Origin of the sequence: Rhodococcus sp. OK519, assembly GCF_003051005.1 — a bacterium.
Classification (GTDB): domain Bacteria; phylum Actinomycetota; class Actinomycetes; order Mycobacteriales; family Mycobacteriaceae; genus Prescottella.
The window spans coordinates 424,754-445,201 of record NZ_QAOW01000002.1 but is presented as its reverse complement, the minus strand read 5'-3'; the positions used below and the strand labels follow the sequence as shown (position 1 = coordinate 445,201).

Here is a 20,448-nt window from a genome sequence, read left to right as displayed (position 1 = left end):
TGAGCGGGATGACCGCAGAGGGCACGGAGAAGGGCATCAAGGAGCCGTCGACCGCACGGGACGCGAACTCCGTGATCGTGGGCGTCGACGGATCGGACGCCGCGGAGGCGGCTGTCGTCTGGGCCGCGCGGATGTGCGCCGAGCGCAACCTGTCGCTGCGGATCATCCACGCCCTCAACTTCTCGCCCTACACCTACGGGGCCCCGTACCTCGACGTCGCGGGCATCTACGACTGGATGGAGGACGAGGGCAAGGAGATCCTCGGCCGTGCCGCCGAGGTCGCGAAGAAGGTCTCCGCCGATCTGGACGTGTCCACCGAGATCTCCACGATGGGTGGGGCCCGGTGGCTCGTGTCCCTCTCCGAGGACTCGCGCGCGCTCGTCCTCGGTGCGTCCGGCAGCGGCGCCGCCGGCGGCATCGGCTCCACCGCTGTCAACGCCGCCAGTCACGGCGTGTGCCCCGTCGTCGTGGTGCATCAGCGCGACGGCCAGGTTCCGAGTGAGGGCCCGGTCGTCGTGGGCATCGACGGCAGCCCCACGAGTGAGCGGGCCATCTCGGTCGCCTTCGAGGAGGCGGCGCTGCGCGGCGTCCCACTGATCGCGGTCCACGCCTGGAGCGACACCCCGCACGGAACCCTCGCGGGCGGTCGCAGCGGTATCCGCGATCCGCGCAGCTTCGAGGACACCGAGCGTGAGGTGCTCTCCGAGCGTCTCGCCGGCTGGTGCAATCGCTATCCCGACGTCGACGTCCAGCGCGAGCTGTACATCGACGGCCCCCGCACCCATCTGCTGGCCTGGTCGCAGAAGGCTCAGCTGGTGGTCGTGGGCAGCCGCGGCCGTGGCGGATTCCGGGGACTGTTGCTGGGGTCGACGAGCAACGAGCTGGTTCAGAAGGCGCAGTGCCCCGTGATGGTGGTTCGGCCCGAGCGGTCGTAGAGTCCATTTCGTCGTAACGTCCGTCACAGGTAATACGGAATGGGGTCGCCGAAGTGCGCATCGGTATGGGCTTGAACTACAGCGGCGGTTTCGCCGAGACCGTCGAGGAGGTCGGCGACCTCGAGCGCGCCGGCCTGGACATCGTCTTCGTCCCCGAGGCGTACTCGTTCGACGCCGTCAGCCAGTTGGGCTTCCTGGCCGCCAAGACGTCGACGATCGAATTGGCGTCGGGCATCTTCCAGATCTACACCCGTACCCCGAGCCTCACGGCGATGACGGCGGCCGGGCTGGACTACGTCTCGAACGGCCGCTTCGTCATGGGCATCGGCGCGTCGGGGCCGCAGGTGATCGAGGGCTTCCACGGCGTCAAGTACGACGCCCCGCTGGGCCGCACCCGCGAACTCGTCGACATCTGCCGCCAGGTGTGGCGTCGCGAGAAGGTGCAGTACCAGGGCAAGTACTACCAGGTCCCGCTGCCCGCCGATCGGGGGACGGGTCTGGGTAAGCCGCTCAAGCTGATCAATCACCCTGTGCGCGAGCGTATCCCGATCGTCATCGCGTCGCTCGGCCCCAAGAACGTGGCGCTGACGGCGGAGATCGCGGAGGGCTGGGAGCCCATCTTCTTCCACCCGGAGAAGGCGCAGTCGGTGTGGGGTGACGCACTCGCGGCGGGTACCGCGAAGCGCGATCCGAGCCTCGGCGACCTGCAGATCTACGCGAGCCCGGCGCTGGCCATCGGCGACGACGTCGAGCCGATGCTGGAGTGGATCAAGCCCAATCTGGCGCTGTACATCGGCGGCATGGGCGCCAAGGGCAAGAACTTCTACAACGACCTCGCGTGCCGCTACGGCTACGAGGAGGAGGCCGAGAAGATTCAGGACCTGTACCTGGCGGGAAAGAAGGACGAGGCCACCGCTGCCGTGCCCGACGAACTTGCGCGGGCCATCTCCCTGATCGGTACCGAGAGCTTCGTCAAGGAACGTGTCGCGGCCTTCGCCGCTGCCGGTGTCACCACTCTCAACGTGATGCCGTTGGCCGCGGACCGAGCCGGGCGGGTGGCGCTGATCGAGAAGCTGCGCGGGATCGTCGACTGACGGACGACCCGGCAGGCCGTGACGTGCCGAGCGTCACGGCTCGCCGGGGACCGAAGACCTACACGGCGAGGGACAGAAATCGCGACAATGGTCTTCGACCGGTCCCCGAACACACCTCGGTGTGAAGGAGAAGCTGAATTCATGAACGCAACAGATGCGATCGTCGTCGCCGTCGACGGTTCCGAGGCGGCATCGAACGCGGTGGTGTGGGCGGCCCGTGCCGCAGCCGTCCACCAGCGCCGCCTGCACATCGTCACCGCCGTGCACATCCCGGCGTTCTACTACTCCGAGCCCTACCTGGCACGCAGCTTCCAGGACGAACTGCACGACACCGCCCGCGCCCGCCTCGACAGCGCTCAGGTGCTGGCGAAGCAGTCCGTCGACGACGGTGTGTCCATCGAGATCACGACCGAGGAACTCGAGGGTCGGCCCGCGCCGCTGCTGATCGACGTGTCCGAGCACGCGTGGATGGTGGTCCTCGGCTCGCACGGGCACGGCGAGATCACCGGACTGGTCGTCGGCTCCGTGACGGCCTCGGTGGCCGCACACGCCGCGTGCCCGGTCGCCGTGGTCCGCGGTCGCACCCTCGACGGGCGCCCGCCCGCGCAGGGCCCCGTCGTCGTCGGCATCGACGGCTCCGAGTCGTGCAAGCCGGCGGTGGCCGCCGCGTTCGAGGAAGCCGCGATGCGAGGCGCCACCCTCATCGCGGTCAACGTCTGGAGCGACGTCAGCGTGCAGCCCTCCCTCGGCGCCACCCCCGACGACCCGCACTGGAGCCGCATCCAGACCGGTGAGGAAGTGGTGCTGGCCGAGCGCGTCGCCGGCTGGCAGGAGCAGTACCCCGATGTCACCGTCCAGCGCGTCGTCGCCCGGGACCGGCCCGTGCGCGTGCTCAGCGAGTTCGCCGAGCAGGCGCAGCTGATCGTGGTCGGTACCCGTGGCCGCGGCGGCTTCAAAGGCATGCTGCTGGGATCGACCAGTCGCGCGATGCTGCACACCGCGGACTGCCCCGTGCTGATCGTGCCGTCGGGCACCTAGATTCGACGCTCGTCCCGGGACCGCGTGGCTCGCCGCGCGGTCCCGGTGTCGTTCTCCGTCAGGTTCCGGACAGTGCCAGCGCCCGATAGCCCGACTCGTTGAGCGCGTGGTGGCGCGCCCACCGGGTCTCGGTCCACTCCGGGTCGTTGTGCGCGGCCACCAGCGCGGCCGTCGTCGCCGAATGCAGGTCGAACTCGAGCCCACGGTACAGTTCGCGTGCCTCGCACCGGTCCCGCGTGGCCTCGAGGCGGTCGACGGTCGTGGCGACCCGGCGGTCGGCGTCGTCGAGGATCCTGCGGTACGACGCGGGCAGCACCATCCACAGCACCACGACGGCGACGACGACCCCGATCAGCGTCTCGAGCAGACGGTCCCGGGTCACGCCGGTCAGATGGTCCGGTGATCCGAGGCCGCCGAGCAGCAGGGCGAGGATCGTGATGAACACCATGGCCAGCCCGTAGTTGCGCACGAGGTAGGCCTGGATTCCGGCCATCGCCGCGGCCAGCACGAGGATCAGGGCGGCGCCGGTCGGATCGATCGGCACCAACGCCGCGAGAGCGACCAGTCCCAGCACGGTCCCTGCGAAGCGATGCACCGCCCGGTATGTCCCCAGGATCCGGTCCGGGCCCTGGTGCAGGATCATCGCCGCGGTGATCACGGCCCAGTCCGGCCGGGCGACACCCAGACCCATCGCGACCGCGCCGGCCACGGGGCATGCCACGAGCAGGCGCACGACGATGAGAGCCGACCTGCCTCGCAGGGGCGTCGCTCGCGCCAACCGGAACCGAACGGTCGGGCGTGGCGAGGGAACCCGCCGCGACAGATCCTCACCGTCGGCGTCGAGCGTCGTCACCGTGCCGTGCAGCAGCGTGACGCAGCGATCCTGGGCCTCGAGCAGCTCCCGGGTCAGCGGGTGGTCCTGGCCGGCGATCCCAGCGTCGTGCAGGCACTGCCAGGCGGCATGGACGGCCTTCACCGCCGCGTGGCGTCGTGCTGTCGAGTCCCGGGCGCGGTCCAAGGCATCGACGGCGGCAATCGTCGACGCGACCGCCCCGCGTTCGGGGGTGCGGGGCCGGACCATGCAGCCCGACATCGCCACGATAAGAGCGCTGGCCCCGCCGACCGCGGTCCAGACCACGATCCGGCCGACGGGGACGCCGGCCGCGGGCAGCGCCGACGCGATCTCGACCGCGAGCAACGGGAGGAACGCGCCCGGTGCCCCGATCCGGAGCGCGTCGACCACGAAGGCCGCCACGGCGACGAACGCCGACATCGCGAGCACCAGGGCCATGGGCCACAGCGCCGACCCGCCGGCAGACGCCGCGTCGTGGACCGCGCTGCCGACCGCGGCACCGAGGGCCGCCGCGACCACCATCACGCCTGCCGCGACCGAGACCGCCCGCCAGCGCACCCGATAGGGACGGCCCTCCCCGTACACGACGGCGAAGGCGCCGAGGGCTGCAGTTGCGGCGGACAGATCGTGGCCGAGTGCGACGCCGATCAGGCCGGGGAGGGCGACGGCCACGGCCGCTCGTGCCGTGCCCGGCCAGCGTCGGCCGTCCCGTGGCACGCGCACCAGCGCGGGCCAGGGCCGCGCCGGTGTGGGAATCGGGGGAGGGGCTTCGATCGACACGGGTCCTTACGTTACGAAACGATCCTGGCCGCGATCGAATCAGACAAAACAGGAATGCTGTCGAACGGACGTTCTGGTCCCGCCGCCCTTCTCGATTCCTCCCCTCGACGGGCGGGATCGGAGTTAAATAGATTCGAACAGGCGCAAGGGATTTCGACAGGAGTCCGCACGGCCAGCCCAGTCCACCGCCCGCCCGCTCCGGTCCTGTTGCCGCCTGCGGGAGGCAGATCGTTTCGGGGATGCGCGATGAACGAAGCAGCCTTGGGAGTCGATGCGAGCGGTAGCCCGCCCGCCGCGGCCAGACCGGATCCGTCCGAACCGATCGACGACGACTCGGGCGGCGACGGTCTCGTTGTCACCGATGCCGGTGTCACGCTGCCGACATTGCTCGCGGTCACGCGGCTGACGCCGGCTCAGGCCGCGCAGCTGGTCGCGGACCTGGTGGGCCAGGTCGAACTGGCCGGTGCTCGCCGGGGTCGCCCGGTGACGCTGCGAGAGGACGCCGTCATGGTGTCCGGCGGCGGACGGCTGACGGTCACCGGCGTCGTATCCCGTATCGAGACGAATGACGCAATCGTCGGTTTGATACGCGGTATCGCGGCCAACTGTCGAGGTTCGGGTTTCGGTGAACTACTGGACGAATCGGTATCGGGCACAACGGATCCGGATAGCCTGATTCGTCGGGTTCGACGGGTGATCGATCCCGAACTCGACGCGGTCGGCGAGGCCCGACGGAGGCGGCAGATCGGTGAACTCGTCAGGGCGACGCTGCTGCGGTCCCTGCCGGGCAGTCGGGTGGACGGTCGGGCGGTGGACGGTGGGGAAGTGCCGACCGGCCCGTCCGGCCCGTCCGTGCCCGCCGGGTCACTCGCGACGAGCATTGGTTGGTACCCGCCGGTCCGCAGCGCCTGGCACCTCCGTCGGAGACGGCCGTCCCGGCGCCAGGGCATGTTCGCCCTCCTCTCGATCGTCGTTCTCGTCGCGTTCGTCGTGGCAGCCCCTCGCGCGTGGGAGCAACTGAGCCGAGGCTGGGACGCTCTCCTCGATCCCGTGAGCCCCGCGGCGCAGAACCACATCGATCCGGTGTCACCACCGCCGCCCGAACCGGCAGATCAGGGCGGGGCCGCGGCCGGTGGTGTCGAGCCCGCGCCGGTCGATACCGGTGCTCCCGCAGCCTCGGGCCAGATCTCCGGGGTCACAGCGAGTTTCGCCGACGGCGCCTGCAGCCCCGGCAAGCCGTGCGCGGTGCGGGTGGACGTCCGCCTGGATCCGTCGGCGGTCGGTGCGGTCACCTGGAAGCTGAACGTCTACGACCGGTGCTCCGGTGAGGTGCGCGAGGGTGGTGACGTCACCATCCCGGCCGAGCCGGGGCGAGACGGCGTGTACGGCCTGAGCCGGACCACGCTGCCGGACAGTTCCGCCCTGGGCATCGCCGCGGTCACCAGCGCGCCGGCCGTCGCCGCTTCCGCGCCGCTGTACGTACCCGCCGAGAACGCGGTCTGCCGATGAGCGGGGACGGTGGTCGGGTCCGGGGACACGACCGGGAGTCCGACCCCTGGATCGTTGCGGCGGCGATCGTTCTCGCGGTCCTCGGACTGCTCAACCTGGTCTCGATCGGTCTCACGTCGCAGGCGATCCGGCACGCGTTCTTCACGGTGATCGGGCTCGGCCTGATGTGGGTCGTCTCGCGTATGCGCGTGAACAATCTGGCCCGGTTCGGGTGGGTGACTCTCGGGGTCTCGGTCGCGATGCTGGCAGCCGTGCCGCTCGTCGGGGTCGCGGTGAAGGGCGCGCAGCGGTGGCTGGACTTCGGCCTGTTCACCGTCCAGCCGTCCGAGATCGCCAAGCTCGGTCTGGTCATGGTGTCGGCAACCATCCTGGCCGGCGGCTACACGTTCCGCCGGTTGACGGCGGCGCTGGCGATCGCGGGTCTCGTGGTCGCACTCGTTGCTCTGCAGCCCGACCTGTCGAGCGCCGTGGTGCTCGTCGCGATTGCGCTGTTGATGCTGGTCCTGGCCAGGGTGCCGATGGCGCCGCTGATGCCGCTGTTCGCACTGGGGATCGCCGCGCTGCCCATTGCGGTGCTCTTCCTGCGCCCCTACCAGCTCGAACGGATCCAGACATTCGTATCGAGCGATGCCGATCCGAGCGGATCGGGTTGGGCGTCGATGCAGGCCGACATTGCGATCGGCAGCGGTGGGCTGTGGGGTCTGGCGCGAGACCCCATCTACGACCTGAGGGCCGCATACCTTCCCGAAGCGGAGCACGACCTCGCGTTCGCGAGCGTCGTGTACGGGTGGGGGCTGTTCGCCGGCATCGCGGTCATCGCGGCCAGCCTGGTGATCACGTGGCGTGCCGCGCTCGCTGCGCGACGCGCCCGGACAAGGGAAGCCGCGCTCGTGGCCGCGGGCGTCGGCGGTCTGTTCGGGATCCACGCGGTGCTGTCCATCGGTGCGAGCCTGTCTGTGCTGCCTCAAACCGGAATGCCGCTCCCGATCTTCAGTTACGGCGGCACCGTCGCGGTCGTCGGGTTCATCTCGATCGGACTGGTGCTCGCGGTGCGCCGCGACGGTGTCGGCCGGCCACTGTGGGCCCCGCCGTCCACCCGAGGACGACGGCCTCGGGGCGTCACTGCCGGGTCCCTCGCGGTCTCCGCGCTCCTCGTCGCGATGTCGGTGTTCGCGTGGCAGTTGCAGAGCGATCGCGGTCCCGAGTTGCGCGCGTTGAGCGATACCCAGATGACTCGCTGCATCCGACTGCCCGCCGAACGTGGCGAGATCCTCGACCGGAACGGTGTGCCGTTGGCGACCAACGTTCCCGAATACTCCATCTCGGTGGTCAGTCGAATGTTCGACGACGAGTCCGGTTCGCGCGGTGCGCTCGCCGCGTTGCTCGGTGCCACCTCGGACCAGCTGACGAAAACCCTGGACGACCGCGGCGACGGCGAACTGCAAGCCGCTGTCGGCCGGGTCGCCCCCGATCAGGCTCGGCGGATCGTCGACGCGCAACTCCCCGGCGTCCTCGTCGTACCCTCCGGGCGTCGGCACTATCCGTACGGCGCCACGCTCGCCTCCGTCCTCGGCTACGTCAGTGTCGGTGATCCGCAGGACATGGAACGCTGGCCGCAGCTCGCGCTCGGATCGCGGGTCGGTAGGGCGGGACTCGAGAAGCAGTACGACGCGCTGCTTCGTGGCACCGACGGCAGGCAGTGCGTCTACGTCGACCCGGCCGGCAACCTGGTCGGCCCGGCCGAGCGGGTGGATCCGGTGCCCGGCCACAACCTGCGGCTGCACCTGGACATCGGCTTGCAGACCCTGGCCACGGACGCACTGGCACAGGCGGTCCGCAGCAGCGGTGGCGACCTCGGTGCGGCGGTCGTGATGGACGCGCGCACCGGCGGGGTGCTCGCGCTCGCCAGCGTGCCCGGGTACGACAACAACATCTACGGTCCCCCCGTCGACGCCGTCGCGCTGGCCGCCCAGACCGAGGGGGCCGGGCCCGGCCGGATGCTCAACCACGCCTACCAGACCGCTGCGCCGCCCGGCTCGACCTTCAAGATCGTCGTGGCGTCGGCGAACCAGGAAGATCAGGTTCTGGACCCGGAGCAGGTGATCGAGACCGGCGCCGCCTACAGCTACGGCGGGCACACCTTCGCGAACTGGCAGCCGATGGGGCCCAACAAACTGTTGGGCGCGATCCAGTGGTCGGACAACGTGTACTTCTACAAGCTCGGCGAACTTCTCGGTCCCGAGCGGATGGCGAAGACCGCCGCAGAGCTCGGAGCGGGCAGCCGATCGGGGATCGACCTGCCCGGCGAGTCGGAGGGGTTCCTGGGAACCCCGGAGAATGTCGCCGACATCGGCGGTACCTGGTACCCGGGATCGACCCTGTTGATGGGCATCGGGCAGGGCACCGTGACGGCGACCCCGGTGCAGGTGGCGCGGTGGACGTCCGGCATCGCGACCGGGGCGATGGTCACCCCACAACTCGCCGCTGCCGACGCGACCGGCGACAGTGCGCCGATTCCGACGAGCGAACCTCAGCGGCTTCCCTTCGCGGACAAGCTCGGTCCCGTTCGCGCCGGCATGCGGGCGTCGGCCTCGGCAGGTACGGCAGGCCAGCTCGCCACGCTGCCGGTGACAGCCGGCGCCAAGACCGGCACGGCGGAGGATCCGTCGGCGCCGGGTGGTCTCAACGCCTGGTTCTCCGCGGTGGTGCCGTTCGAGTCACCCGAGATCGTTGTCACGGCGCTGGTTCGTGGCGGTGGATTCGGTTCGGCGACATCCGGTCCCGTGGTCAAGGCGATCCTGGAGCGCTACCTGGCGGGGCGACCGGGGGCGGCACCCACGCGGTGATCGACCCGGTGACTGATGACCCTGTGACTGATCGACGCGGTGACTGATAGACGCGGTGATCGGATTCTGCAGGTGGTCAGCCGCTGTAGGCGGCAACGACCTCCGGGTGATCCAGGCAGGCCGTGGCGCCCTCGGCGACGCACGTGAGCGGCCGCTCGGCCGTCTTCACCGGGAGACCGAACGACTCTTCGAACAGGTGGGACAGTCCGCGGAGCATCGCGCCGCCACCGATCACCAGGACTCCTTCGGACATCACGTCACTGATCGCCTGCGGGGGAAGATCTTCCAGGCAGGCGGTCAGAGTCTGCACGATTCCCGTCGTGGTCGGCCGCAGCGCCTCCACTATCTCCTCGACGTCGAGAGAGATCAGCCGTGCGCGCCCGGTGACGGCGTCGAGTCCCTCCACCACGACGGACTGTTCCTCGGCGGCGTCGAGTGCGCCCATCTTGGCGCGCTCGGCGGTCAGCTCGCCGACGATGATCTGGTGCTCTTCGCGCAGGTAGTGGTGCAGCGACTTGGTCAGTTCTTCGCCGGCGAGTTGGCAACTGCGGTGCGAGATCACGCCACCGAAACAGACGGCGGTGACCTCGGACCTACCGCCGCCGACGCTCACGACGAGATGCGCGCGAGGCTCGAGCGGATTGACGCCGCACCCGAGGGCGCCCGCCACCGGTTCCGGAATCAGTCCGACCTTTCGGAGTCCTGCCTCGTGCCCGACCTCGAGCAGCGCGCGACGTTCGAGTGGGGTGGCGCCTGCGGGAGCCGTGATGACGGCCGTCGGCCGCCGGCCGTACCGTCGGCGCGGGGCGACCTGCTCGATGACGGCCGTGACGAATGCCCGGGCCGACTCCAGATCCACGATGACGCCGTCACGCACCGGGCGAACCTGCGTGATGCCGGCAGGCGTACGACCGACGAGATTCCGTGCATCCTGGCCGATTGCGAGGGCGCGGTGCGGATCCTTGTTCCGAACCAGCATGAAAGACGGTTCGTTCAGAACGATTCCGTCCTCCACTGTGCCGACGACAGTGTTCGTCGTTCCGAGATCTATGCCAAGTCCACGCACGTCGGCCTCCCGAAGGGAATCGAACGAGATGGATTAGATGCTACGCACCCGGGGGAGGTTCATGGCCGGTTTCGAGCGGCGCCCGCAGGAGAAGAACTCCCCCGGGCGCCGCCGCGGCCGGTGGACGTGTCTAGATGGTCCGTGCCAGGCGATTCGCGAGCATTTTTGCGAAGTGTGCCGGATCCTCGAGCTCGCCGCCCTCCGCGAGAAGCGCGGTGCCGTAGAGCAATTCGGCGGTCTCGGCGAGGCTCGGATCGTCGTCCCGCTCGGCGTGCGCGGTCCGCAGGCCCTCGACGAGGGGGTGCGTCGGGTTGAGTTCGAGGATCCGCTTGAAGTGCGGGACCTCCTGGCCCGACGCCCGGTACATGCGCTCGAGCGACGGCGTCATGCCGTAGTCGTCGCCGACGATGCAGGCGGGGGAGTCGGTCAGTCGGGTCGACAGGCGGACCTGCTTGACCTGTTCCTCGAGGGTCGAGGTGAGCCATGCGAGGACATCGGCGAACTGCTTGCCCTGCTCCTCACGCTCGGCCTCGGCGTCCTTCTTCTCTTCCTCGGTATCGAGGTCCACTTCGCCCTTCGCGATGGACTGCAGCGGCTTGCCGTCGAACTCGGGGACCGACGTCACCCACATCTCGTCGACGGGGTCGGTCAGCAGCAGAACTTCGAGACCCTTCGCTCGGAATGCCTCCATGTGCGGCGAGGCCTCGAGTTGCTGCCGGGTCTCGCCGGTGAGGAAGTAGATCTGCTCCTGCCCGTCCTTCATGCGTCCGACGTACTCGGCGAGCGTGGTCTGCCCGTCCTCGCTGTGGGTGGAGGGGAACGACGAGATCTCGAGCAGGATGTCGCGGTTGTCGGCGTCCGAGAGCAGGCCCTCCTTGAGGACCCGACCGAACTGCGACCAGACCGTCCGGTACTTCTCCCGCGACGTGTCGTCGTCGGACGTCATCATGTCGCGGATCGTGGTGAGAACCTTCTTGGTGAGGCGCCGCCGGATCGCGCGGATCTGCCGGTCCTGCTGCAGAATCTCCCGAGACACGTTGAGCGACAGGTCCTGTGCATCCACGACGCCCTTGACGAAGCGCAGGTACTCGGGCATCAGTTCGTCGCAGTCGTCCATGATGAACACCCGCTTGACGTACAGGTGGATGCCGGAACGGTGCTCGCGGGCGAAGAGGTCGAACGGGGCGTGCGACGGGATGAACAGCAGCGCCTGGTACTCGAACGTGCCCTCGGCCTTCATCGGGACGACTTCGAGCGGGTCGTCCCACGAATGACTGACGTGCCTGTAGAACTCGTTGTACTCGTCGTCGGAGACCTCGCCACGCGGCCGGGCCCACAGGGCCTTCATCGAGTTGAGGGTCAGGGTCTCGGTGACCGTCTCGACCGCCGCGTCCTCCGTGCCGTCCGTGCCCTCCTCGGTCGCGTCGTCGCGCTTCGGTGCGGGACGCTCGACCTTCATGCGCACCGGGTACGCGATGAAATCCGAGTAGCGCTTGACGATTTCGCGCAGCTTCTGCTCGGACGTGTAGTCGTACATGTGATCGTCGACGTCGACGGGCTTGAGGTGCAGCGTCACCGACGTGCCCTGTGGTGCGTCGTCGACCGACTCGATCGTGTAGGTGGATTCGCCGCTCGACTCCCACCGTGTCGCGTGCTGCTCGCCGGCCTTGCGGGTGAGCAGGGTGACGGTGTCCGCGACCATGAAGGTCGAGTAGAAGCCGATGCCGAACTGGCCGATCAGTTCCTCCTGAGCGGCCTCCGAGACGGCGCCTTCCCTCGCCTCGCGCAGCTTGCGGCGCAGTTCGGCGGTGCCCGACTTGGCGAGCGTGCCGATCAGGTCGACCACCTCGTCGCGGGACATGCCGATGCCGTTGTCGCGCACCGTGAGCGTCCGCGCGTCGGCGTCGACTTCGAGTTCGACGTGCAGGTCCGATGTGTCGACTTCGAGGTCCTTGTCCTGGAAGGCCTCGAGCTTGAGCTTGTCGAGTGCGTCCGACGCGTTCGACACCAACTCGCGCAGGAAGGTGTCTTTGTTGGAGTACACCGAGTGGATCATCAGATCCAGGATCTGGCGAGTTTCCGCCTGAAACTCGCGCTGCTCGATACCCGTGGTCATTCGTGGTCCCTTCGACAGCAGAACGTTCGACGCTGATCGTAGCGGTCGGCCACCCGCTCCCGCCTCGTATGAACCGGCTGTTCGCGTGCCGCGAACGTTACGTCCGCTCGCTGGTGAGAGCTGCTTTCCGGAACGTCCCACGACGTATCTTGGAATCGTGAGCGGTGCTGTGCGGGCCGACACCGGAATCGGCAGAGGGAGTCTTCCCGAGGAGCTCGACAGCTTCGTGGGACGGCAGACCGAGCTGGCCGAAACCAGGCGCCTGCTGTCCGAATCGCGGCTGGTGACGCTCGCCGGTCCCGGCGGCGTCGGCAAGACCAGACTCGCGCTGCGGGTCGCCCGCGAATCGCGGAAGGTGTTCACCGGCGGAACCTGGTTCGTCGAATTGGGGGAACTACGCGATCCGGACCTGCTGGCACAGACCGTGACCGATGTGCTCGGCTTGCAGGACTGGTCGGCCCGACCTCCGGAAGCCGTGCTGGTCGAGAACCTGGCCGACGGCCGAGTCCTCCTGATCCTCGACAACTGTGAGCATCTGGTGGCGGCCGTCGCGGCCTTCTCGGACACCCTGCTCCGTTCCTGTCCCGGCCTGTCCATCCTGGCGACGAGCCGTGAGGCGCTCGGCATCGGAGGGGAGGCCGTCGTCCGGGTGCCGCCGCTGGCCGTCCCCGGTTCGGGTACGGATCCCTCGTCCTCCGACGCCGTCTCCCTGTTCGAGGAGCGGGCGCGCGCCGCGGTGCCCGACTTCCGGATCACCGACGAGAACCGGCCGGTGGTCGAGGAGATCTGTGCGCGCCTCGAGGGACTGCCGCTGCCGATCGAGTTGGCGGCCGCCCGGATGCGGGCACTGTCCGTGGAGCAGATCAGGGAGCGGCTGAGCGACCGATTCCGGCTACTGACGCGCGGTGGGCGCACCAGCCCGGGCCGACAGCAGACGCTGCGTATGAGCATCGACTGGAGCTACGACCTGTGCACGGAGACCGAACAGCGGCTCTGGGCCTGCCTGTCCGTATTCGCCGGCGGCTTCGATCTCGAGGCCGCCGAAGGCGTGCTCGTCGACGACCCGAAAGAGGTGGACATCCTCGACACCGTGGCGGCACTGGTCGACAAGTCGGTCGTCCTCCGCGACGAGACCGAATCGACGGGTGGGCTCGCGCGGTATCGGATGCTCGAGACGATTCGCGAGTACGGGCAGGAGAAGCTGGAACTCTTCGGCTGGACGGACATCGTGCGCCGGCGGCACCGGGACTGGTACGAGGGACTCGTCCTGCGGATGAAAGACGACTGGGTCGGCCCCCGGCAGGCGGAGTGGTCGGCGATCGTGGCTCGGGAGCAGGCGAACATTCGTGAGGCGTTCGAGTTCTGCCTGACGGATGCGGGGGCGGTACTCGACGCGATGCGGATGGTGACGGCGCTCAACCCCTTCTTGATCGTGAGGGGAAGGTTCAACGAGGGCCGCTACTGGCTCGATCGGTTCCTCGCGGAAGACGAGGGGCCGGCCGTCGACCGGGTCGAAGCCCTGTGCGCGAACAGTACGCTCGCCGCACTTCAGCAGGACACGGTCGCGGCGACCATCCTCGCGGACCGGGCTCGCCGTCTGGCCAGGGAGAACCCGCACGCCGAATCCGAGGCGCTGGCAGCAGCCGCGGCGGCCTACGCCGCGGTCACTCGCGACGATCTGGAGCCGGCTCGGACCGACCTGACGAACGCCGTCGAGGCCTTTCGTGCCCTGGGCAACCTCCACGAGATGGTGCCGGCGCTCTACTGGCTGGGATTCGTGATCGATATCCTCGGCGACCCCGAGGGCTCGTCCCGCTGCTACGAGGAGGCACTCGCGGTCACCGAACCCTGCGGCGAGATCATGTGGCGATCCATGGTGATGTCCGACTACGGGTCGTCGCTCTGGCGGCACGGGCAGCACGCGCGGGGCATCGCGATGCTCGAGGAGGCCCTCCCGCTCCTACGTGTACTGGACAACCAGTACGGGGGGGCATGGTGTTTCGAGGAACTCGCCTGGACGGCCGCCGAACAGGATCCGGAGCGGGCCGCTGTGCTCCTCGGCGCCGCCGACGTGCTGTTCACCGCCACGGGAAGTCCCATCGCGACGTTTCAACCGTTGGTGGCCTATCACGACCAGTGCGTCCAGAGCGCCAGTGAGGCACTCGGCGAGGTCGGCTTCGAGGCCGCGTATCGGCGCGGCGTGGGCATGAACACCGAGGAGGCGGTCGGGTACGCGCTCGGGGAGCAGCCTGCGGACCTCCCGGAGTCCCCCGCCGAGAGTGGTCCCGTGCTGACCCGGCGCGAGATGCAGGTAGCCGAACTGGTGGCGGAGGGCCTGACCAACCGGGCCATCGCCGAGCGCCTCGTCATCGCCCAGCGCACCGTGGAAGGTCACGTCGACCACATCCTCGCCAAACTCGGCTTCACGTCGCGCACCCAGGTTGCTGCATGGATGGCGAAGCGCGAGGGAGCCCGCTGACACCGTGCATCAGCGGGTGAGGAGCGGCTCGTCGATTCGGCAGAAGCTGTGGCACAACGCCGTCACGACCTTCTGTCCGCGCTCGAAGTCGAACCACCGGTCGACGTGGGCCCAGTGGTAGGGGTGTGTCATGTACGGCCCGGTCAGCCCCTCGAGGCTCGCGTACTCCTGCTCCCACACGTGCGTCCAGCGGGCCGTGCCGGACGCGTCGTGCACCCGGCTGAGCTGCGAGGCGCCGATCGCGGCGATATGGTCGGGCATGTGGGCGGTCTCGGACTCGAACTGCCGCACCAGGTTCGGATCCGTTGCCGGATCGACCGCAACCAGCAGAGTGCGGTACACGGTCGGCTCTGTCTCGTTCTTCGCGGGCCGGGGTGTCCCGGTGTGGGTCACCGAGTCCACATGCGCGACGGCTGCCGTCCAGAGCCGTCGCTCGACGTCATTCTGTGCTGCGCGCCAATCGGATTCTGTGTCGAACCGGAACCGTGCGATAGCGTCCCCCGCTGCGATGCCGCCCGGCAAGGTGGGGCGGATCAGGGTGTGGCGGGCGTGCGGTGCGACGTCGGACGCGAGGTCCGACAGCACTGTCTCCCGCTCGGATTCGTCCACGGAGTCGGTGAACCGAATCAGCTTCGTGACCTCAAACACCGGTCACCGCCGCAAGATCCTCGACCGTGCACGACGTGCTGCGGTTGCGGCTGACCAGCCAATCCTCGGCGTCGGCCCACCACTGTGCGACGCTCGGGTCGCGCCCCGCGGCCCACCGCTGCTGCCACCACGCGTCCACTCCCGCGACCGTCCACGTGACGGTCACCGTGTTCGACTGGTCGTCGAGCCACACCGGCGGGCTGATCAGCGCGCGTTCGAGGGTGAGGCCGCGCGCCTCGGCCCCCGGCGCGTACCGCTCGAGATACGCGGCGAGGAAGGCGCGTGCCCGCCCGGGCCGGACCATCATCTCGTCGACGATGTAGACGGTGGCTTCCGCCGTGCGCGTCATCGGACTCCTCTCGCCGCATCAACTCGACGCCGACGGTAGGTGTGGCGTGTGCGACATCACCAGATCCGGTTCCATGTGGCGGGAGGTCCGGCACCGGTGACGGGAGCGAGGCGCGGTAGCGTTTCGATGACAACTACGGAGGTGGCACCGATGACCCGGGTCTTTCTCGTCGACGACCATGAGATCGTGCGACGCGGGCTGGTGGATCTGCTCGGCAGCGCTCCCGACCTCACCGTGGTCGGTGAAGCCGCGTCGGTCGGTGAGGCGATGGCGCGGATTCCGTCCAGTGGCGCCGACGTGGCAGTACTCGACGTCCGACTGCCCGACGGCAACGGCGTCGAACTGTGCCGTGACCTGCGCAATGTTCTCCCCGACCTGCGGTGCCTGATGCTCACGTCGTTCGCCGACGACGAGGCGCTCTTCGACGCCGTGATGGCCGGCGCGTCCGGGTTCGTGCTCAAGCAGATCCTCGGCACCGATCTGATCTCGGCCGTGCGGACCGTCGGCGCCGGCGGATCGCTGCTCGACAGCCGTGCCACGGCCGCGCTGATGCAGCGCATGCGCTCCGAGCGCACCGCCGATCCGCTCGCCGAACTGTCCGACCAGGAGCGGGCCGTCTTCGACCTCATCGGGCAGGGCCTGACCAACCGCGAGATCGCCGAGCGACTGTTCCTGGCGGAGAAGACGATCAAGAACTACGTGTCCCGGCTGCTCGCCAAGCTGGGCATGCAGCGACGCACCCAGGCTGCGGTTCTCGCGACGGAGCTGCGGAGCAACCGTCGGAGCTAGCCGGCCGATCGGCGCTGCCGAGGACGAGTTCCGTCCGAGATAGCTCCACGCAGAGTGAAAGGGTAAGGCCGGCGGCAATATTCAACCGCAACGGTAACGCCCCGTCGCGCACAACCGACATTGGTTGTATCTGCTACTGGGAGGGTATCGATGAGGAACACACTTCTCGCAACTGCGCGCGTCACGGCCGTGGTCGTATCGGGGCTGGCTTGCGCGACATTCATCGGCTCCGGCGCCGCGCAGGCTGACCCTGCGGACTGCGGCGTGCGGTGGGATCCATTCAATGCGACGGCTACATGCCATGACATCGATGCGCCCCCGGGTCGCGAGTACGTGCTGATCGTCGACTGCTGGGGCCTTCACGGCATCCCCAACGCCTTTCCGTTCTACGCGATCGGCCCTTACACCCAGTCCAGTCGCTCTTTCGTACCGACAGGCGAGGCGGCCGGGGCATGCGGAACGAATTGGGGCGCACCGTCGTTGAATGCCGGAGTCATCACCAACGCCCACGTGGAGATCTATCGCCACTAGGTGTCGGGGACGCGATCCGGACGAGCGACTATCGGTCCGCGACCGCGGCGAGAAGGCGGTGCCCCGCGTCGGCGATGTAGTTTCCGAATTCGTCCGACTCCTCGATGGTGAAATCGAGGCCGGAGAGGACCAGAACGGTGGCGAGCCACGTAAAGGAGTCGACGTGGGCCGTGTATCGACATCGCGTGCCGTCGATCGGCTCGATAGATCCGTCGATGCGGTGTAGACGAGATGCGGCATCGCGCGCGTCCGTGTGGAGGGTCAGCACGACGCGCAGCTGCGCGGGTCCGCCGAACTGTTCGGTGACGTAGCCGGCGACATCATCGGCCGGTAGAGGCCGGGGCGGAAACGCGGCGTTCGAGGAAAGCGGAGACGTGATCCGGTCGAGGCGAAAGCTCCTCCAGTCGTCACGGAGGGTGTCCCAGCAGAAGAGATACCAGCGTCCCCGGGCGCGGACGATCCGATAGGGCTCGACGGTCCGGCTGCTGCTTCGGCCGCCGTGCGCGTGGTCGAAGGTGACGCTGGTGTGCGTCGTGATGGCTTCGGCAAGGCGGCGTACGACATCCGAGCTGGGCTGGGGGTGGCGTGTGGCGTCGATGTCGATGGCGGCGAGCACTTGGTCGGTCTTGCGTCGCAGGGGTGTGGGCAGGATTCGGCGAAGCTTCGCGATCGCACGGTCGGCGGCGTCGGACTGAATGTCGACTCCGGCGCCGCCCGCCGTGACGAGCCTGAGTCCGAGAACCGAGGCGATGGCCTCATCGTCATCGAGCATGAGGGGCGGGAGCGCTGCTCCGGCGACGAGTCGGTAGTGGCCACCCGGTCCGCGGGTGCTCACGACCGGGTAGCCCTGGTCCCGCAAGTGCTCGATGTCGCGGCGCAGGGTACGCGGAGTCGCCTCCATCGCGGCGGCCAGTTCCACGGCGGACCAGTGGCGGCCGGACTGCAGCAGGGACAGCAGCCGCAGCATCCGTTCCCGTGGGTTCGCCATGGCCGACCCCCTGATCTGCTGCTCAGGCCGTGAATTGTGGTCAGAATACGTCCACAATCGATTGTAGCGTCGAGAGAATGAAGCCGGATGCAGGTGAACCTCAGGGGCGCGATCGGGACCGTGGATCGTGGATCACGATCGAGGGTGCACGGACGAACAACCTTCGCAACCTCTCGGTGCGTGTGCCCAAGCATCGATTGACGGTATTCACCGGCGTGTCCGGGTCGGGGAAGTCGTCCCTCGCGTTCGACACGATCGCGGCAGAGGCCGAACGACTGGCCGCGGAGAGCTACCCGGTGTTCGTACGGAACCGACTTCCGCAGCATCCGCCGGCGGATGTCGACCGGGTCGACGGGTTGACGTTCACCACGATCGTCGACCAGCGCCGTTTCACGGGCAGCACCCGTTCGACCGTCGGCACCGCAAGCGACATCGCGCCCCTGCTGCGCCTGCTGTTCTCGCGGGTCGGCGAGCCCTCGGCAGGATTCTCACCCGCATACTCGTTCAACGACCCGAACGGAATGTGCCTTCGTTGCGAGGGCATCGGCACCGTCGACGACATCGATCTGACACGGCTGCTCGATCCCTCGCGGAGTCTGCGGGAGGGCGCGGTGCGGTTCCCGACCTTTGCGCCCGGCACCTATCGATGGAAGCGGCTCGTGCACGCCGGCCTCGTGGACCCCGACCTCCCGCTCGCATCCCTGTCGTCGGCCCAGCTGGACAGCTTGCTGAACGCGCAGGGACTGCGGCTGGCGAATCCCGATCCCGAGTACCCGGATTCGGGGATCTTCGACGGAATCCTGCCGAGGCTACGGAACTCGTATCTGCGTAGGCGGCCATCGCGGCTCACCGACGAGGAGAAGGCGGCGCTGGATCAGATCGTGACGCGCCGCAGCTGCCCGGACTGCGGCGGTACGCGACTGAACGAACGCGCGCGTAAGAGCCTGATCGACGGTCGTTCGATCTCGGACTGGTCGGCTCTGCCGGTCAGCGACCTGCTCGAGGTCGCCGCGGGCGTGCAGTCGACCGCAGTGGCGCCGCTGCTCCGGGCTGTCGGAGACCGGCTCGATGCCCTCGACACCGTGGGGCTCGGCTACCTCAGCCTCGACCGCGACTCGAGTTCCCTCTCGGGGGGTGAGGCTCAGCGCGTCAAGATCGTCCGGCACCTCGGCAGTGCGCTCAGCGACGTGAGCTACGTATTCGATGAGCCGAGCACCGGTCTTCACCCGCATGACGTGCACCGGCTTCTCGAACTGCTCGCCCAGCTCCGCGACGCGCACAACACCGTTCTGGTCGTCGAGCACCACCCCAGTGTCATCGAGGCCGCCGATCACATCATCGACCTCGGCCCCGGCGGCGGAACGAACGGCGGCACCATCCGCTACGAGGGCACTCCCGCAGGGCTTCTCCAGGCAGACACCGAAACTGGCCGCATGCTCGAGAACCCGATCCGCGTGCGGGAACGGATCAGAACGCCCCGCGGATCGGTGACGATCAGGGAGGCATGCACTCACAACCTGCGCGACGTCACTGTCGAGGTTCCGCTCGGTGTGTTCGTCGCCGCCTCCGGTGTCGCGGGCTCCGGGAAGAGCACTCTGTTCACGATCGAGCTGCCTCGTCAACATCCGAGCTTCCTGGTCGTGGACCAGGCCCCGCTGAGGGGCGGTATCCGCTCGACCCCCATCACCGTTCTCGGGATTGCCGAGCCGATTCGTAGCGTTTTCAGCGCGGCCACAGGTCTTCATCAGTCCTGGTTCAGCGCGAACGGGCGCGGGGCATGCCCTGTCTGCAAGGGCAAGGGCAGCATTGTCACCGACCTCGCCTTCCTCGATAACGTGCACACCGAGTGTGACGCCTGTGGCGGATCACGCTTCAACACCACCACGCTGGCCGCCACCTTCCGTGGCCACACGATTGCAGACCTCCTGGCGATGAATCCGGCCCAGGCGATCGACGTTCTTGCCGAGCGCCCCGACATCGCTGAGCGGCTCCGGTGGATCGAACGGGTCGGTCTCGGCTACCTCTCGATCGGCCAGAGCCTCGACACATTCTCCGGCGGTGAGCGTCAACGCCTGCTGCTCGCCCGACACCTCGGGGACATCGACGACGTCAGCGAGTTGAGAATCGTCCTGGATGAGCCGACTGCGGGCCTTCACGGTACCGATGTCGACCGCCTGCTCCAGCTCTTCGACGAGCTCGTCGACGCCGGAGCCACGATCATCGTCATCGAGCACAGCCTGCGAGTCATCGCCCACGCCGATCACATCATCGACATCGGCCCCGGCGCAGGCCACCACGGTGGCATCGTCGTGTTCGAAGGCGGCCCCCACGAACTGATCCACTCCACTGCGTCCGTCACCGGCCGCTACCTCGGCCGCGCGGCAACTCGAGCGTCCGGACCACGGCACGAGGGTTGATGCAGTGCGG

General features: G+C 68.4%; 15 protein-coding genes. 9 read left to right on the top strand and 6 right to left on the bottom strand.

The window, feature by feature from the left end; genetic code table 11:
- The first annotated feature begins 8 nt into the window (after positions 1 to 8).
- The 3 genes from C8K36_RS09405 to C8K36_RS09395 all read left to right on the top strand — a co-directional run bounded on the left by C8K36_RS09405 (position 9) and on the right by C8K36_RS09395 (position 3,067).
- Positions 9 to 935 (top strand): universal stress protein, encoded by a 927-nt coding sequence (locus C8K36_RS09405; protein WP_107984189.1) that lies wholly within the window; start codon positions 9 to 11, stop codon positions 933 to 935.
- 53 nt (positions 936 to 988) lie between these two features.
- A complete protein-coding gene (locus C8K36_RS09400; protein ID WP_107984188.1) occupies positions 989 to 2,029 on the top strand; it encodes an LLM class F420-dependent oxidoreductase in 1,041 nt (346 codons plus the stop codon).
- 141 nt (positions 2,030 to 2,170) lie between these two features.
- Positions 2,171 to 3,067, top strand: a complete 897-nt coding sequence (locus tag C8K36_RS09395; RefSeq protein WP_107984187.1) for a universal stress protein — start codon at positions 2,171 to 2,173, stop codon at positions 3,065 to 3,067.
- A 58-nt stretch (positions 3,068 to 3,125) separates the two neighbouring features.
- Here the strand turns inward: C8K36_RS09395 and C8K36_RS09390 are convergent, their stop codons facing one another.
- Positions 3,126 to 4,700, bottom strand: a complete 1,575-nt coding sequence (locus tag C8K36_RS09390; RefSeq protein ID WP_107984186.1) for an FUSC family protein — start codon at positions 4,698 to 4,700, stop codon at positions 3,126 to 3,128.
- Between the two features lie 246 nt (positions 4,701 to 4,946).
- On the opposite strand from C8K36_RS09390, the gene C8K36_RS09385 reads away from it, so the two are divergent.
- Together C8K36_RS09385 and C8K36_RS09380 are read left to right on the top strand one after the other, a co-directional pair.
- Complete coding sequence (locus tag C8K36_RS09385) at positions 4,947 to 6,209, top strand: hypothetical protein (RefSeq protein ID WP_107984185.1); 1,263 nt, start codon at positions 4,947 to 4,949, stop codon at positions 6,207 to 6,209.
- On the top strand, positions 6,206 to 9,055 hold the full coding sequence (locus tag C8K36_RS09380; RefSeq protein WP_107984184.1) for an FtsW/RodA/SpoVE family cell cycle protein: 2,850 nt from the start codon (positions 6,206 to 6,208) through the stop codon (positions 9,053 to 9,055). The genes C8K36_RS09385 and C8K36_RS09380 overlap by 4 nt, the downstream gene beginning before the upstream one ends.
- A 76-nt stretch (positions 9,056 to 9,131) precedes the next feature.
- Here the strand turns inward: C8K36_RS09380 and C8K36_RS09375 are convergent, their stop codons facing one another.
- Positions 9,132 to 10,121 carry a rod shape-determining protein gene (locus C8K36_RS09375; RefSeq protein ID WP_107984183.1) on the bottom strand — a complete coding sequence of 330 codons (990 nt, stop codon included), beginning with the start codon at positions 10,119 to 10,121 and terminating at the stop codon, positions 9,132 to 9,134.
- A 130-nt stretch (positions 10,122 to 10,251) separates the two neighbouring features.
- Positions 10,252 to 12,237 (bottom strand): molecular chaperone HtpG, encoded by a 1,986-nt coding sequence (htpG, locus tag C8K36_RS09370; RefSeq protein WP_107984182.1) that lies wholly within the window; start codon positions 12,235 to 12,237, stop codon positions 10,252 to 10,254.
- Between the two features lie 157 nt (positions 12,238 to 12,394).
- Here htpG and C8K36_RS09365 point away from each other — a divergent pair, with 157 nt between their 5' ends.
- Entirely contained in the window at positions 12,395 to 14,716 is a 2,322-nt protein-coding gene (locus C8K36_RS09365; RefSeq protein ID WP_258195349.1) for a LuxR C-terminal-related transcriptional regulator, read from the top strand.
- 9 nt (positions 14,717 to 14,725) lie between these two features.
- On the opposite strand, the gene C8K36_RS09360 is transcribed toward C8K36_RS09365, so the two are convergent.
- Both C8K36_RS09360 and C8K36_RS09355 read right to left on the bottom strand, forming a co-directional pair.
- Positions 14,726 to 15,364 (bottom strand): Dabb family protein, encoded by a 639-nt coding sequence (locus C8K36_RS09360; protein ID WP_107984181.1) that lies wholly within the window; start codon positions 15,362 to 15,364, stop codon positions 14,726 to 14,728.
- A complete protein-coding gene (locus tag C8K36_RS09355) occupies positions 15,357 to 15,713 on the bottom strand; it encodes a hypothetical protein (protein ID WP_107984180.1) in 357 nt (118 codons plus the stop codon). The genes C8K36_RS09360 and C8K36_RS09355 overlap by 8 nt, the downstream gene beginning before the upstream one ends.
- 150 nt (positions 15,714 to 15,863) lie before the next feature.
- Here C8K36_RS09355 and C8K36_RS09350 point away from each other — a divergent pair, with 150 nt between their 5' ends.
- Both C8K36_RS09350 and C8K36_RS09345 read left to right on the top strand, forming a co-directional pair.
- Positions 15,864 to 16,502: a response regulator gene (locus tag C8K36_RS09350; RefSeq protein ID WP_107984340.1), complete on the top strand. Its 639-nt coding sequence runs from the start codon at positions 15,864 to 15,866 to the stop codon at positions 16,500 to 16,502.
- A 150-nt stretch (positions 16,503 to 16,652) separates the two neighbouring features.
- Positions 16,653 to 17,033, top strand: a complete 381-nt coding sequence (locus tag C8K36_RS09345) for a hypothetical protein (RefSeq protein ID WP_181319481.1) — start codon at positions 16,653 to 16,655, stop codon at positions 17,031 to 17,033.
- Between the two features lie 28 nt (positions 17,034 to 17,061).
- Here C8K36_RS09345 and C8K36_RS09340 read toward each other — a convergent pair whose 3' ends face one another.
- Positions 17,062 to 18,021: a helix-turn-helix transcriptional regulator gene (locus C8K36_RS09340; RefSeq protein WP_219909998.1), complete on the bottom strand. Its 960-nt coding sequence runs from the start codon at positions 18,019 to 18,021 to the stop codon at positions 17,062 to 17,064.
- A gap of 77 nt (positions 18,022 to 18,098) precedes the next feature.
- Between C8K36_RS09340 and C8K36_RS09335 the strand changes: the two genes are divergently transcribed.
- A complete protein-coding gene (locus C8K36_RS09335; protein ID WP_219909997.1) occupies positions 18,099 to 20,438 on the top strand; it encodes an excinuclease ABC subunit UvrA in 2,340 nt (779 codons plus the stop codon).
- Positions 20,439 to 20,448: the final 10 nt, after the last annotated feature.

Excerpts from the sequence above, each read along its gene's own strand:
- C8K36_RS09405 (WP_107984189.1), top strand. The coding sequence starts at position 9 with ATGACCGCAGAGGGCACGGAGAAGGGCATCAAGGAGCCGTCGACCGCA.
- C8K36_RS09380 (WP_107984184.1), top strand. The coding sequence starts at position 6,206 with ATGAGCGGGGACGGTGGTCGGGTCCGGGGACACGACCGGGAGTCCGAC.
- C8K36_RS09340 (WP_219909998.1), bottom strand. The coding sequence starts at position 18,021 with ATGGCGAACCCACGGGAACGGATGCTGCGGCTGCTGTCCCTGCTGCAG.
- C8K36_RS09335 (WP_219909997.1), top strand. The coding sequence starts at position 18,099 with ATGAAGCCGGATGCAGGTGAACCTCAGGGGCGCGATCGGGACCGTGGA.
- C8K36_RS09345 (WP_181319481.1), top strand. The coding sequence starts at position 16,653 with ATGAGGAACACACTTCTCGCAACTGCGCGCGTCACGGCCGTGGTCGTA.
- C8K36_RS09355 (WP_107984180.1), bottom strand. The coding sequence starts at position 15,713 with ATGACGCGCACGGCGGAAGCCACCGTCTACATCGTCGACGAGATGATG.
- C8K36_RS09385 (WP_107984185.1), top strand. The coding sequence starts at position 4,947 with ATGAACGAAGCAGCCTTGGGAGTCGATGCGAGCGGTAGCCCGCCCGCC.
- htpG (WP_107984182.1), bottom strand. The coding sequence starts at position 12,237 with ATGACCACGGGTATCGAGCAGCGCGAGTTTCAGGCGGAAACTCGCCAG.
- C8K36_RS09395 (WP_107984187.1), top strand. The coding sequence starts at position 2,171 with ATGAACGCAACAGATGCGATCGTCGTCGCCGTCGACGGTTCCGAGGCG.
- C8K36_RS09350 (WP_107984340.1), top strand. The coding sequence starts at position 15,864 with ATGACCCGGGTCTTTCTCGTCGACGACCATGAGATCGTGCGACGCGGG.